Here is a 13,922-nt window from a genome sequence, read left to right on the forward strand (position 1 = left end):
TTCTGTCAATTTAACGGGTAACAGGCAAAATGTTTTACCTATTCTGACAGACAGGCACAAAAAAAGGCCGCAACTTGCGACCTTTTCAATCTGTGTGACTTAGCCTAGCAGTTCAGCCAGCTCTTTACTGACTTCGTCTACTGGCTTGGTACCATCGAGTTTGTGGTACTGGCAGTTACCGGCTTCGGCTTCTGCAGAGTAGTAGCTTACCAACGGCTCAGTTTGCTCATGGTAAACGCCTAAACGTGCGCGAACGGTATCTTCTTTGTCGTCATCACGGATGATCAGATCGTCGCCCGACTCATCATCTTTACCTTCCACTTTAGGTGGATTGTAAACAACGTGATAAACACGGCCTGATGCAGGGTGAACACGACGGCCGCCCATACGCTCAACAATAACGTCATCTGGCACATCGAACTCGATGCAGTGATCAACGTTCACGCCAGCTTCTTTCATCGCATCAGCTTGAGGGATCGTGCGCGGGAAACCGTCCAACAGGAAACCGTTTTCACAATCGTCCTGAGCAATACGCTCTTTAACCAGACCAATGATGATGTCGTCAGACACCAGCTTACCTTCGTCCATGACGCGCTTGGCGGCAAGACCCATCTCAGTGCCTGCTTTAATGGCTGCACGTAACATGTCACCGGTAGAGATCTGAGGAATACCATAACGACCCATCAGGAATTGAGCCTGAGTGCCTTTACCAGCGCCTGGTGCGCCGAGAAGAATGATTCGCATTTTGCGCTCTCCGCTTTATTTTCTTAACTGACGGCACTTTACACACTAAGAGAAAGCGAAACAAGTCCAGAGCAGAGGCTGAATCAGATAATACGACCTATGTCGCATGCTTTATGAACAATAGTACTACTATAACAGCAGATGGAAGGGACTTGTAAAACTTTCAGGCCAGACTACATTATGTTTATAAAACAACAATTAAGCCGTTGTTTTACAGTAACATTACGTGGCTAAATAAATGTTGATGATGATTACAATAAAAACGGGTCATTAAGACCCGTTTTACTATGTTTACATTTGAAACGATGGCGTTATTTCGCCATGTTCATCAGCAAGCTGTTCAGGTTACGAACAAAGCTAGCGGGATCTTTCAAACTGCCCTGCTCTGACAATGCCGCCTGGTCGAACAGTACGCCAACCCACTGGCTAAACAACGCTTCATCCTGCACGTCAGCCAGCTTTTTAACTAACTGATGTTCAGGGTTCAGTTCGAAGTGATATTTCACCTCTGGCACAGTTTGGCCAGCAGCCTGCATCAGCTTCATCATTTGCGTCGTCATGCCATTCTCGTCGGCAGTAATTACCGCAGGAGATTCTGTCAGACGGTGAGTGAATTTCACGTCGATAACTTTTTCACCCAGTGCAGTCTTGGCACGTTCCAGTACACCTTCAACTTCTTTCTCGGCGTCTTCCTGGGCTTTTTTGGTTTCCTCGTCGTCGAGATCACCTAAATCCAGGTCGCCTTTAGAGATAGACTGGAATTGCTTCTCGTTGAACTCAGTCAGGTGAGACATTAACCATTCGTCAATGCGCTCGCCCATCAGCAGTACTTCAATGCCTTTCTTGCGGAAGATTTCCAGGTGCGGACTGGTTTTCGCTGCCTGTAGGCTGTCTGCAGTTACAAAATAAATCTTGTCCTGACCTTCCTTCATTCGGCTGATGTAATCTTCCAGCGACACAGATTGTGCATCAGACTCATCATGGGTAGACGAGAAACGCAGCAGACCCGCAATCTTGTCTTTGTTGCTGAAGTCTTCAGCCGGGCCTTCTTTCAAAACGTTACCGAACTCGCTCCAGAATGACTGATACTTCTCGCCGTCATTCTTGGCCATTTTTTCCAGCATCTGCAGTACACGCTTGGTGCAGCCCTGACGCAGTGTCTGGGTGACTTTGTTGTCTTGCAGAATTTCACGGGAAACGTTAAGCGGCAGGTCATTGGAGTCCAGCAAACCTTTCACGAAACGCAAGTAAGTTGGCATGAACTGCTCAGCGTCATCCATAATGAATACGCGCTGTACATACAGTTTCAGGCCGTGGCTCTGTTCACGGTTCCACATATCAAACGGCGCTTTGCTTGGGATGTAAAGCAGGCTGGTATACTCGCTCTTACCTTCCACCTTATTGTGCGCCCACGACAGCGGATCAGCAAAGTCGTGAGAAATGTGTTTGTAGAATTCTTTGTACTCTTCTTCAGAGATATCTGACTTATCACGTGTCCACAGCGCAGTCGCTTTGTTCACGCTTTCCCATTCGCCTGGTACAGCCGGGATTTTCTCACCGTCTTCACCATCCTGCTCAGGGACTTCATCTTTCCACATCAAAACTGGAATGCTGATATGGTCAGAATATTTGCCGATGATAGAACGCAGACGCCATGCATCAACAAACTCTTTTTCGTCTTCACGGATATGCAACGTGATTTCAGTACCGCGTGTAGGCTTGTTAATTTCAGCCACGGTAAATTCGCCTTCACCGTCTGAAATCCACTCAACGCCTTCCGATGCATCAGCGCCTGCTGCACGTGTGCGAACAGTAACTTTATCGGCAACGATAAATGCCGAGTAGAATCCCACACCGAACTGACCAATCAGCTGCGAGTCTTTGGCGGCATCGCCAGACAGCTTGCTGAAGAAATCTTTGGTACCGGACTTAGCAATCGTACCCAGGTTAGCAATAACCTCTTCGCGATTCATACCGATACCGTTATCGGCGATGGTGATGGTGCCCGCGTCGGCATCGACGCTCAGCTTAACGTTCAGCTCGCCGTCACCTTCGTACAGCGCTGCATTTTCCAACGCGCGGAAGCGTAACTTGTCGGCCGCATCGGCGGCGTTAGACACCAGCTCACGCAGGAAGATTTCTTTGTTGGAATACAAAGAGTGAATCATCAGTTGCAGAAGCTGTTTTACTTCAGTCTGAAAACCATGTTTTTCTTGTTGGGCTGCTTCAGCCATAAACCAGAATCTCCTAGCTGTTTGAAACAATTTTCAGAGTAGGAAGTAAGGTCGGCAGAAATAATTTCAACCTGAAAAGTAGGGTTTTTATCAGATTTGATGAATTTAGTAGGATGCGGCTCTGCCAGCAACGCAGCTGACAGAGCAAAAGATCAGCAATTAAAGCTTACGACGACCAGAGAATGCGTGTGTGAGTGTGCTGCCGTCGATGTATTCCAGTTCACCACCTACCGGCACACCGTGGGCAATGCGACTAGCAGTGATATCCAGCGCGTTACACATCTGCGCAATATAGTGGGCAGTGGCCTCACCTTCCACCGTGGGGTTAGTGGCAAGAATAACTTCCGACACGGGTTCCTGTTTAAGACGGGTTTCCAGTTCAGTTAAGCCAATATCCGCAGGGCCGATGCCATCAATGGGCGACAAATGCCCCATCAGCACGAAGTAAGTACCGCCAAACGACAGCGTTTGCTCAATCGCCAGTACATCCTGGGGACTTTCCACAATACACAGTACGCCCGCTTCCTGACGTTTCGGCGAACGACAAATCTCGCACACCTCATCTTCGGTAAACGTACGACACTGCTGACAATGCTGAATATGCTCCATGGCATTGTGCAGCACAGTACCCAGTTTCATTGCGCCATCGCGGTTACGTTCCAGCAAGTGAAACGCCATGCGCTGGGCACTTTTATTGCCCACACCGGGCAGACAAGTGAGCGCACTGATAAGCTCACCAAGAAGCGGACTAAATTTCATTGGTTAAAACGGCATTTGGGAGATGAATGGGCTTCAGTCATTGTTTGTGCTGACATGGGATATTCTGTGGCCTGTAGTTCTGCAATCATTGTTTTCATCACTAATTATATCTCTTTTTGTTCCCACCGCGCATCAGGAAAGAGTGTTCTTGCGCTTAGCTATGTACTCATCTAACTGGGAAAGACCAACCTTACGCGTACCCTAATTCAACATCAAGGTACGCCATTGCGATTTCTAACGTAGGATAGGCGTAGTTATCGCGTATCAAACACTATCGTAAAAGCTCAGATTCAAAATATATGAGGAAGTGAGGATTTGTGGTTTATCACGTTATACCAGACAAAATACGCTTAAAGCTTGTCATAAATTTTTACACATGATGACAATTTTAACTATAGCATTAAGCGACACCCCGTACATTTCTAACAAATTCAGTTAGTTGTACAACATTCGATAATTGGCACATTTTGTGCGATAAAAGAACAAACCCAAAGTGATCCAAACTAACACTATTATATTGTAAAGGAAGTACGATGAAGTTTTTCAAATCTATTTTTATGATTGTTGCTCTGTTAGGGGCATCTTTAAACGCTCAAGCTACTTTAATTGATTTTGACGATATAACGACCGGCGATACTGTCGACGACTTCTATTCATCAATTGGTGTAGAGTTTGAACCAAGTGATTGGTTAGTTATTTCAAATTACGGTGAAACGTCAGCCCCCAATTTTGCTGTTTCACTAGAGAGTGTTTCGTACGTGAACTTTTTAGATGGCATCATTACTGGGGTTAATTTCTCATATGGCGCTTTCCAAGATGTCACAATTTCTCTTTTCGATGGCCTAAACGGTTCCGGTAACTTGCTTTCGTCATCAATCTTAACGACTAATGACCCAAATAATTTTGATTTTACAAATATCAGCTTTACTGGTACCGCGTATTCTCTTGTGGTTACCAGTTCGCCAAGTACTTTTGGCTGGGACGATTTAACGTTTACTGATGCAAGTACTACTACCGTACCAGCACCAGCTACAGGACTGATGTTTCTATTGGGCCTTGCAACATTAGCATTTAGACGCCGGTCTTAAACTTGAAGACCGCTTATTTTGTTGCTCGCAGCTACACGATAAGCAGTAAATTTTGATTCATTAAATTCTGATCAAAAGAAACGATTTTATCTTTCGAAAATACTAAACATCGTCAGAATAACGTTTCAAAAAACAAAAAAGCTCTAGCCAAAAACTAGAGCTTTTTTTGATCTTCTCGTTTCCCCCATTTGACCCCATCAAGAGAACAGTAAATTTACAGTCTACAGGGCAATAAATAAGGGGGAAGCAATTAAAACGGCATTTTGAAGCCAGGAGGCAGTGGCATGCCACCAGTTACATCGCCCATTTTTTCTTTGCTGGTTTCCTGTACGCGACGAACCGCATCGTTACATGCAGCCGCAACCAGATCTTCAATCATGTCTTTGTCGTCGTCCATCAACGACTCGTCAATATCAACACGGCGTACGTTGTGGTTACAGGTCATAGTCACTTTTACCAGACCGGCACCGGCTTCACCGGTCACTTCGATTTTTGCCAGATCTTCCTGGGCTTTCTGCATGCGCTCCTGCATCTGTTGCGCCTGCTTCATGATATTTCCCATTCCACCTTTAAACATGGTCGATTCTCTCTTTCTAAATTGATTGGAATTGCATTAGCGGGGCTGAACGGTATCTTCAAGTACCGAGGCAGCGAAAACATCCCGCAATGTCGTAAATTTTTCGTCGTTACTCACTACTTCGTGGGCATAAGCCTGACGCATGGTATCTATACGTGCCTGCAGCGATAACGGTGTTTGTTGTGGATGCCCGTAAACAATTTCTACGTTCACTGGCTGTCCTAATGCACTGGACAGCGCATCAGTGAGCTGGGCAATCGCATTATCGTTTATTAGATGGCTCTGACTCTGGTCTAATTCAAGCGTCACTTGCTCACCATTTTGCGAAAATGCTGAATTAAGTACGATTTGTTTCGTCAGACCAACCAGACCCAGGCTGGCTACGCGCTCGCTCCAACTATCGATTTGTCTGCCAAGCAGCAATTTCGTGCCGTCAGGTAGATATGCTGGAAGCGCGTCTTTATCTACGCTTTGTACAACAGGTTTGGCCGGTTCAGACGTTTGTTCTGATACCGAGGGCTGTTGTTCATCGCTATCTGATCCCGATTGTTCAGATTCAGTAGGCAACACACTTTCAGTGCTATTTACCACTTCGGCCACATGTGTCGATGTCGCATTATCAGCAGATTCTAGAGCGTCCGCAGGCGTTTCGGCATGAACCTGATCGTCCATCGATGACGGCTGTGCAGGTATCTCATCGATAGCCCATGGTGGCGGCTCTTCAGCAGCAGGAGGTTGGATTTCCGATTGCGGTACGGCTTGTTGATTTATCTCATGGGATGAAGGCTGAACGACTTCGGATTGTTCAGGACCGATAGCGTCAGACGACGTAACCGGCTGTTGGCCCCCTCGCTGACTTAATCTGCGAACGCGTTCGGATGTATCGGCTTTATCCGCTTGCTGCTTTTTTGCCGGTGACTCATCAGCCTCTTTACGTCCATTTTTGAGTTTCTGACGTAAAGCGAGCATTTCTTCAATTGACGTGAGTGAAGCCGTATTATCTACCGGAGCAGACACTTGAGCAGCCCCGCGCTGATTATCGGGTAAAGGATAATCATCGATGTATGCTTCATCATCGTAATCCTGCGCTGGCATGTCATCATAATGGGACGTTGGAATATCATCCCATTGCGGCGGCGCATTATCTGCGTGCTTAAAAGATTGATCAACCGATTGTTCAGGTTCAGATTCAGGTGCAGCACCAGCCTGACTCTCTTCTTGGGGTTGCGATGGATGAGGCTGTTGTTGTGATTCGCTTACCTTCTCAGGCACCACTTGTGGCTGAGGTTTGGGCGCCACAGTTTCAGCAGATTGACGAAGCTTGTTCGCTATCTGCTCAATGTCTTGTTGCTCTGCCTCTAATGAGGCAACCGACGGTTCATCATCGGCAACGTCCTCAGAAGCCATTGCTTCCGGCTCCTGCGTACTTTCAGCACTGTTAACACTGGGAGTTTCAGACTGCACGCTTTCTTCAGGAGCTGCAGACGACGTTACAGTTGAAGCCTCGGGCTCTGACTTTGACTCAGTCTCGGGCTCGGCGGAGTTCTGCATCGCAGTTGAGGCTTGGGTAAAAGACGATGCAGGAGCAGCTTGCGCTGAATTAACAGGTGTTAACTGTGCCCCATCACCTTCAACAATCAATTCAAGATTACCGTCATTTGGTGGAACGGGTGCAAAAGACATCATGCGCAGCAGTGTCATTTCCAGTGCAGAACGGCCATCTACCGCGTACGGTAAATCTTTCTTACCCTGAAGCGCAATTTGATAGAACAGTTGCACCTGCTCTGCTGGCATGGCCTTCGCCAGTTGATAAATGGCTTTAGCCGAGGTGGTTTCCAATTTACAAGCATCTGGCACCCACTGCGTGAGCGCAATTTGATGTAGCAAACTAGATAGCTCTGCCAACACCTGACCAAAATCCGGTGCCTGCTCAGCCATTTGTGCCACAATATCCAATAATTCAGCTGCGTCTTTCTTCACCAGGGCAAAAAGTAACTTAAGCACTTGATGGCGATCCATCAGACCTAGCATGTCGGTGACGACCGACGCTGATACTTGATTGTCGCCCTGGGCAATGGCTTGATCTGTCAAACTCAACGCATCACGCATACTGCCTTGTGCAGCACGGGCCAGCAGCGCTAGCGCAGCGGGCTCAAAACCGATCTGCTCTTGCTGCAAAATATGATCAAGCTGTCCAGATATTTGCTCCCGAGATAACGCCTTCAAATTGAATTGCAGACAACGGGATAAGATTGTAATAGGCAGCTTTTGCGGGTCGGTAGTCGCCAGCAGAAACTTAACGTGGGGAGGTGGCTCTTCCAGTGTTTTCAATAACGCATTGAAGCTGTGCTTGGAAAGCATGTGTACTTCGTCAATCAGGTACACTTTATAGCGCCCCCGAGTTGGCTTGTACTGCACGTTGTCGAGTAGTTCCCGGGTGTCTTCTACCTTGGTACGGGACGCCGCATCGATTTCGAGTAAATCGACATAGTTGCCTTGCTCGATTTCGCGACACGTATCACAAACGCCGCAAGGATTAGCGCCCTGCCCGGTCTCGCAGTTCAGACTTTTTGAAAAAATTCGTGCGATAGTTGTTTTACCGACACCACGGGTGCCGGTGAACAGATAAGCATGGTGAAGGCGGTCGTTATCTAATGCGTTGGCGATGGCAGTAACAACGTGTTCCTGACCAACAAGCTCACTGAACTTCCCTGGTCTCCACTTCCTTGCCAGAACCTGATAACTCATAAAACCAAGTTTTCCTTATTCACCTTCAAAATCACAAATTGAGTAGCATTCGATACCCAGCGCAGTCAGCTTGTCATAGCCGCCAAGATCTGGCAGACCAATCACGAACCCGGCGTGCTCAACCACACCGCCCAAGCGTCGAATAAGATTTGCGGATGCACCAATGGTTCCGCCGGTTGCCAGCAGATCATCGATTAGCAGCACACGGTCGCCTGGCTTTATTGCGTCTTTATGGATTTCCAGCGTATCTTTGCCGTATTCCAGTTCGTAAGATTCGCTCACCACTTCACGAGGCAATTTACCGGGTTTGCGCACAGGAACGAATCCCACACCCATTTCCAAGGCCAGCGGCGCACCAAACAAAAAGCCTCGGGCTTCAGTGCCTGCAACTTTGTCGAAGGTTATGCCCTGATATTGTTCAAGCAGCATAGCCACGCAAGCGGTGAACGCTTTATGGTCTTCCAGCACGCTGGTGACATCACGAAACATGATGCCGGGTTTGGGATAGTCGGGTACAGTTTTTATTACAGATTTTATATATTCAGCAGTCACTTCTTTGCCTTATGATTACAGCCAGAAAGTGAACCAGCCAGCGATAATATGTGCCAGAGGGAAAGCGACTAACGTGACAAGGATTGCCAGAAAGTACCACCAGTTAAACACTTCTTTAAACTCGCCGTTATCAGCCATAATCATTACCTGAAAGTTTTAAGTCAAAATGGTCGTAAATGTTAATCGAAACACTGTTCGAATAACAGAGCTAATGTCCATTATAGCCAAGAATGTTAATCCAACCTCAGCACATGAAGACTATTTTCTTTTCACAAAATGCGTGCAATGTTGTTGCGATGTAAGGCTTCAATCGTTTGATGGCGGCGGGTTCAACGAGACTTTCGAGATGGTGCAATATTAACGTTTCGGTTAAGGGCTGTTCGGATTCAGCCAGAACGCCCAGCAACAACGCTGATGCCGGCGTGAGTACAGAAAATTGTACTTCATCGTTCTCATCACGATAAACACAGTAGTGGTGAGGATTAGCGGCAAGGTCTCTGCCGGCGTGCTCTGCACTGATTTGATGTACCGCATAGTTATAGCTGACAACTTCTGCCAATGGCGACAAGGTAAATCGGTGGGCAGTATTGAGGTTTACATTTACAGGAAACGATTCTTGTCGGGTAGCGATGTCGATTTCCATCCATTCATAATGCGCGAGATCTCGGGCGAATGCGGGTAGTGATGTGGTAATAGCGTGATTATCATGCAAATATTCAAGAAATGCTTTACTGATGTCTACAAAATAAGGGCTATCACATCGATGATGGATAACAAAATGGCGAAGTATCGATTGCCATTGTTCCTCACGAATAAATGACTTCAAAACCGGAAAAGCAGAATCGACAAACTGGGTGATGTTGTTTAAAACCAATTGTTGATAAACACCCAAACGCTGCCTCGTCTCAGCAGTATCGGCACCATATTTTACGGAAGGATCACGTACAGCCCTGGCGAATGCGAATTGCTCTTCGAATGTTTTATTCATGCCGATTTACCTTCCCCCCGTTTGGAAGTTTGGTGAAAGGCGGCAGTTTCCTGGATATCTTTGATGCGGGAAACTTCACCAAGTAATTCAGCCATCGGCGGCAGATTGAAATCGCGCTCTAGCAAGGTAGGAAACACACCGTGCACGGTATATGCTTGCGCCAAAAGCGACCACACCGGTTCACATACCGCATCGCCATGGGTATCTATTTTTAGCGCTTCACTTTCGTCAAAGTGCCCCGCAATATGTCCCAATGCAATCCGCGACGATGGCAGTGCCTGCAGAAATTGAGCAGCATCGTATTTGTGGTTGATGCTGTTTACGTAGAGATTATTCACATCGAGCAACAGCTGGCAATCTGCGCCATCAAGCACAGCCAGAATGAATTCCAATTCAGTGAGTTGCCCATGAGGTTGATAATAATACGAGACATTTTCCAGTACTAATGGGCGCTCGATTATATCTTGTACCCGCTTAATGCGGTCTACCACATGTTGAACCGCTTCTTCCGTAAACGGGATCGGTAATAAATCGTATAGATGACCTTCTGAGGAGCAGTAACTTAAATGTTCACTGTATAGCTGAATATTGTGGCCGTCTAAAAAGGTTTTTACTGCTTTGACAAATTGGATATCGAGAGGATCTGGACTACCAATAGACAGTGACAATCCATGGGCAATCGTTGTGGCTTGAGAAGTACAATCACGAAGTTGACGCGCAAACTTTCCCCCCATGGGGATCCAGTTTTCCGGTGCCAACTCCCAAAAATCCACTTCAGACGGTAAATTGGGCAGGAGCGAAGGCAGCATTTCACGACGAAGTCCGAGACCGGCACCGTGTAAATTCATCGCCTTGCTCCTATATTTGTGATTATCTTAGCGCTTGCTCGCACCGCATTTACCCTCTCCACACTTCCCTTCTTTGTCAGCTTTTTTCATAGCGCTGCAATTTCCCTCTTTCATTTTCTTGTCTTCACCGCATTTTCCCTCAGCGGCTTTTTTTGCCATGGTTTCCGACATCGCTTTACTGTCTTTCATGGCTTTATCAGCTGAAGGTTTTGACTCACCACATTTTCCTTCCTCAGCCATCTTTTTCATGGCCTTTTTGTCACCGCACTTCCCTTCTTCTGTTTTCTTTTCTTTACCACCACATTTACCTTCGCCGCATTTGCCTTCGACAAACGTCTGCATATATCCTGACTCGAGTGTTTGCTGCCCGAATGGGTTTGAATCTGCCAGCACAGAACCACTGCCCATCACCGCTGCACTTACAATGCCGAGAGATAAAGTACGTTTAAAATTACTCATTTGTCTTGTCCTCAAAGAATGAATAACAGCAGTAGCGTTTGAATCACCACATGCTGTTTATGTCAGGTTATTTAAAGAGACCGACTATTAGAGGTAATACTTTCATCGTATGAAATGAAAGTAAGCAAACATTTGAGATAATAAAAAAGCAGCCCAAAAGCTGCTTTAAGTATTATGAGGAAAAGTCACCAACGCTATTTAGCTGTCCATGGCTTTATAACCAATTCGGAAGCCGCCCCAGTGGCGGCCTTTCACATAAATGGGGGCCGACAAATCATGCATCACTTCGCCGGTATCCCGTTTGTAAGTTTGTAGCAAAAATGATTCGGTGTTCTTTCCGCATCGTGACCCTGTGCGATCATCGAAAATACGCTTGGTTCGGCTTTGTGCCAAGTCGACGTCGTAATCACCGGTCATCGGTTTACTGAATTTCCGGTTATGGGTTGGAAAATAACCGTTCACGTCGACAGCGCCAGCATAAATTATGAAATTATTCTGCTCGAGGATAGGCTCCTGAATCTGAGGAAGCAAGTTATCGGTGAAGCTATCAAACTGGGTTGTGAACTTTTGCGGATTCGTCCCGGCGACAGGCTGATAGTTAAAATTGAATAAATCAGACTCACTGATTTTTCCAGATGCGATCGATGATTCAAATAGCTGACCAATCTTTGCAGCAGTTTCAACGGCAATGCGCTGAACTTGCCCGTTCCTATCATTCACTTCGAAGCTCTGTAGTAAACGGAAAATCCCTTCGGTCTGATAACTCAGTGCGATGACTTTCTCAGATACCTCAATAAGATCACCTTCCAAGTGCTGTGTATTTTCATGCAATGAATCGGCATTTACGGAAATACCGCGATTTGTCTCTCCATGAACGCCCACTGTATTAGCGACCTGCCCCATGGAATCTGCTGCTTCAGCAGAAATAATACTGGTTTCTTCAATGACTGTGGAAATCTGATTTATCACTTCAGACATTGACGAGTTAGCTACGGATACTTTGCCGATGGCGTCCACTGAGGATAGACTATAACGATTAATTTCATTGAGCACATCGTCAATCCCCTGCGTTGCGTTCGTGGTTTTTTGTGCGAGATCCCTCACCTCATCAGCAACCACGGCAAAACCTCTGCCCTGCTCTCCTGCACGGGCCGCCTCAATTGCCGCATTAAGCGCTAACATGTTGGTTTGATCGGCAAGAGAATTAATGGTTGTGGTAATACCGCTTATCGAATCTGCCTTACTTTTTAACGTGGCCAACATGTCTGAAGACGATTCAATTTCTTGCTTCAATTGCTCTTGCTGAAGCACCAGTTTTTGCAGAGAATCTTTGCAGTCTTGGGTTTTACTGTCTGCCGCCTGGATCTTCGACTGCGCGTCGGTAGCAAATGACACTAACTGCTGATTACCCTCTTCAAGATGTCGAATACTCGTAGCAATACCCTGTACATTATTCGCCTGATTCTTAAACACCTCAGCTAACTTATCGAGAAAATGAGAAACGGTTGCCCCCCCGATGGCGATGCGACTAGCCGACTGACTAATGGATTCACCTAGCTGAGGATCAATATTTACCTCAGTGCCATGTCCTTCTGGTTCTTGTTCAGAGGAAATGTTAACGAGTACAGCAGACACCAGTACAACAGCGAGTGCTGTGCACATCGCTATCCACCAATAAGCTAATTGCAAAAATCCGCACACCGCCACCACGACAGCTGCAACAATACCGATAACAATAGAGTTTTTCACTTCAAACAACATCCTGTTAACTTTTATAACCTAACTATAGACCAGTTATGGAAATTTACGGAAGCATAACCTATCGACATTAGTAGTATTTATTACAGATGTTTCGCTTCAACGCCGAATTTCCGTAAGTTAAAAATAAACGTCCTATATTGAGTGAAAAACTATCACTTTGTAAACATGATAGAAGTGACGACTGGTGGTACTTGTGAGCTAAATACTTGGGATTTCAGTAATATGAAAAGGTGTCATCTACAATACGCTCGTATAACTATTGACACAGTTTACATAACTAGATTTGAATATGGTGAAGCATTACGCTTACCGCAGCTTAACTTCAAAACAAGTCGCACTCACACTCTGGAAAGAATAAAAGGATATTTATGAAAATTAAGACCCTCGCTATGGCCACAATGATAGCGTTTCTCGGCTTTTCCGCTAATGCATCAGCAAAGAAATCAGACACTAAGCATAACGCTAGTCGAGTTGTGCAAGGTAGCTACACGGTAGTTTCAGGTTCAGTTGAAACCTTTGATATATCATCTGATCCAACCAAACTCGAACAATTAGGTACATACTCTATTTTATTAAAAAATACGGAGTGGAACCAACTTCCGTGGCGCGACAAACTCCGCGTTCGAAAGTATGTACACATTACTGGTAGTTTGAAGGGCACGATTGACGTGTCTAACCTTTACACTGTGGGTCCTGTGGTTTCCCACGTGATGATAGATGATGATCGCTCTACCGTTATTCGCTCAGAGAACGACGTGTTTTATCCAGTCTCAGGCGATCTTTTCTGTTCTACAGGTTCACCGATGGAAATTCTTGAGTATGTGAACCTGGTTGGAGCAACTGGGCAATATGAGAATTTGACCAGCGGTACAATTAGTTTAAGCGGTACTGTTAATAATTGCCCAGGACAAGAAGATTACGGCAAATATGATTTGTCAGTTGTGCCTGGCGAGAGCACTCTGATCTTCGAATAAACAGGCATCATTTCATACGGAAGTTACGTAATGTAACTTCTTTTTTTGTATTTTCAGAAATACAAAAAGCCCGCTCGAATGAGCGGGCTTTTTTTGAATTGGGAGCCTGACGGTGTGCTACTCTCACATGGGGAAACCCCACACTACCATCGCCGCTAACGCGTTTCACTTCTGAGTTCGGAATGGGATC

13 protein-coding genes and 1 rRNA gene are annotated in these 13,922 nt (G+C 46.1%); 2 read left to right on the forward strand and 12 right to left on the reverse strand.

Features of this window, described 5'->3' with window-relative positions; translation table 11 throughout:
* Positions 1–99 precede the first annotated feature (99 nt).
* The 3 genes from adk to recR all read right to left on the reverse strand — a co-directional run bounded on the left by adk (position 100) and on the right by recR (position 3,737).
* On the reverse strand, positions 100–744 hold the full coding sequence (adk, locus tag ACXAGX_RS20220; protein ID WP_474825059.1) for an adenylate kinase: 645 nt from the start codon (positions 742–744) through the stop codon (positions 100–102).
* A gap of 311 nt (positions 745–1,055) precedes the next feature.
* Complete coding sequence (gene htpG, locus ACXAGX_RS20225; protein WP_474825060.1) at positions 1,056–2,978, reverse strand: molecular chaperone HtpG; 1,923 nt, start codon at positions 2,976–2,978, stop codon at positions 1,056–1,058.
* Positions 2,979–3,137: 159 nt separating this feature from the next.
* Positions 3,138–3,737, reverse strand: coding sequence for a recombination mediator RecR (recR, locus tag ACXAGX_RS20230; protein ID WP_474825061.1), 600 nt, complete (start codon positions 3,735–3,737; stop codon positions 3,138–3,140).
* A 533-nt stretch (positions 3,738–4,270) separates the two neighbouring features.
* Between recR and ACXAGX_RS20235 the strand changes: the two genes are divergently transcribed.
* Entirely contained in the window at positions 4,271–4,825 is a 555-nt protein-coding gene (locus ACXAGX_RS20235; RefSeq protein ID WP_474840625.1) for a PEP-CTERM sorting domain-containing protein, read from the forward strand.
* Between the two features lie 250 nt (positions 4,826–5,075).
* Here the strand turns inward: ACXAGX_RS20235 and ACXAGX_RS20240 are convergent, their stop codons facing one another.
* The 8 genes from ACXAGX_RS20240 to ACXAGX_RS20275 all read right to left on the reverse strand — a co-directional run bounded on the left by ACXAGX_RS20240 (position 5,076) and on the right by ACXAGX_RS20275 (position 12,746).
* Positions 5,076–5,402, reverse strand: coding sequence for a YbaB/EbfC family nucleoid-associated protein (locus ACXAGX_RS20240; protein WP_070125170.1), 327 nt, complete (start codon positions 5,400–5,402; stop codon positions 5,076–5,078).
* Between the two features lie 36 nt (positions 5,403–5,438).
* Positions 5,439–8,150 carry a DNA polymerase III subunit gamma/tau gene (dnaX, locus tag ACXAGX_RS20245; protein ID WP_474840627.1) on the reverse strand — a complete coding sequence of 904 codons (2,712 nt, stop codon included), beginning with the start codon at positions 8,148–8,150 and terminating at the stop codon, positions 5,439–5,441.
* 15 nt (positions 8,151–8,165) lie between these two features.
* Entirely contained in the window at positions 8,166–8,702 is a 537-nt protein-coding gene (gene apt, locus ACXAGX_RS20250) for an adenine phosphoribosyltransferase (RefSeq protein WP_070125172.1), read from the reverse strand.
* A gap of 15 nt (positions 8,703–8,717) precedes the next feature.
* Entirely contained in the window at positions 8,718–8,840 is a 123-nt protein-coding gene (locus tag ACXAGX_RS20255; RefSeq protein WP_281182394.1) for a hypothetical protein, read from the reverse strand.
* A 106-nt stretch (positions 8,841–8,946) separates the two neighbouring features.
* Positions 8,947–9,690, reverse strand: coding sequence for an HvfC family RiPP maturation protein (locus tag ACXAGX_RS20260; protein WP_474840629.1), 744 nt, complete (start codon positions 9,688–9,690; stop codon positions 8,947–8,949).
* Positions 9,687–10,538: an HvfB family MNIO-type RiPP peptide maturase gene (locus ACXAGX_RS20265; protein WP_474840631.1), complete on the reverse strand. Its 852-nt coding sequence runs from the start codon at positions 10,536–10,538 to the stop codon at positions 9,687–9,689. The genes ACXAGX_RS20260 and ACXAGX_RS20265 overlap by 4 nt, the downstream gene beginning before the upstream one ends.
* A 27-nt stretch (positions 10,539–10,565) precedes the next feature.
* On the reverse strand, positions 10,566–10,997 hold the full coding sequence (locus ACXAGX_RS20270) for an HvfA family oxazolone/thioamide-modified RiPP metallophore (protein WP_474840633.1): 432 nt from the start codon (positions 10,995–10,997) through the stop codon (positions 10,566–10,568).
* Between the two features lie 198 nt (positions 10,998–11,195).
* Positions 11,196–12,746, reverse strand: coding sequence for a methyl-accepting chemotaxis protein (locus tag ACXAGX_RS20275; RefSeq protein ID WP_474840635.1), 1,551 nt, complete (start codon positions 12,744–12,746; stop codon positions 11,196–11,198).
* Between the two features lie 380 nt (positions 12,747–13,126).
* Here ACXAGX_RS20275 and ACXAGX_RS20280 point away from each other — a divergent pair, with 380 nt between their 5' ends.
* Complete coding sequence (locus ACXAGX_RS20280; RefSeq protein ID WP_474840637.1) at positions 13,127–13,732, forward strand: hypothetical protein; 606 nt, start codon at positions 13,127–13,129, stop codon at positions 13,730–13,732.
* Between the two features lie 104 nt (positions 13,733–13,836).
* Here ACXAGX_RS20280 and rrf read toward each other — a convergent pair.
* Positions 13,837–13,922: ribosomal RNA gene (rrf, locus tag ACXAGX_RS20285) — 5S ribosomal RNA — on the reverse strand; the annotation flags it as partial.

The organism is Alteromonas sp. ABV4_515, from assembly GCF_056160345.1.

Bases quoted from the DNA above. Each gene is read 5' to 3' on its own strand.
- adk (WP_474825059.1), bottom strand. From the start codon at position 744: ATGCGAATCATTCTTCTCGGCGCACCAGGCGCTGGTAAAGGCACTCAG.
- htpG (WP_474825060.1), bottom strand. From the start codon at position 2,978: ATGGCTGAAGCAGCCCAACAAGAAAAACATGGTTTTCAGACTGAAGTA.
- recR (WP_474825061.1), bottom strand. From the start codon at position 3,737: ATGAAATTTAGTCCGCTTCTTGGTGAGCTTATCAGTGCGCTCACTTGT.
- ACXAGX_RS20235 (WP_474840625.1), top strand. From the start codon at position 4,271: ATGAAGTTTTTCAAATCTATTTTTATGATTGTTGCTCTGTTAGGGGCA.
- ACXAGX_RS20240 (WP_070125170.1), bottom strand. From the start codon at position 5,402: ATGTTTAAAGGTGGAATGGGAAATATCATGAAGCAGGCGCAACAGATG.
- dnaX (WP_474840627.1), bottom strand. From the start codon at position 8,150: ATGAGTTATCAGGTTCTGGCAAGGAAGTGGAGACCAGGGAAGTTCAGT.
- ACXAGX_RS20255 (WP_281182394.1), bottom strand. From the start codon at position 8,840: ATGGCTGATAACGGCGAGTTTAAAGAAGTGTTTAACTGGTGGTACTTT.
- ACXAGX_RS20260 (WP_474840629.1), bottom strand. From the start codon at position 9,690: ATGAATAAAACATTCGAAGAGCAATTCGCATTCGCCAGGGCTGTACGT.
- ACXAGX_RS20265 (WP_474840631.1), bottom strand. From the start codon at position 10,538: ATGAATTTACACGGTGCCGGTCTCGGACTTCGTCGTGAAATGCTGCCT.
- ACXAGX_RS20270 (WP_474840633.1), bottom strand. From the start codon at position 10,997: ATGAGTAATTTTAAACGTACTTTATCTCTCGGCATTGTAAGTGCAGCG.
- ACXAGX_RS20280 (WP_474840637.1), top strand. From the start codon at position 13,127: ATGAAAATTAAGACCCTCGCTATGGCCACAATGATAGCGTTTCTCGGC.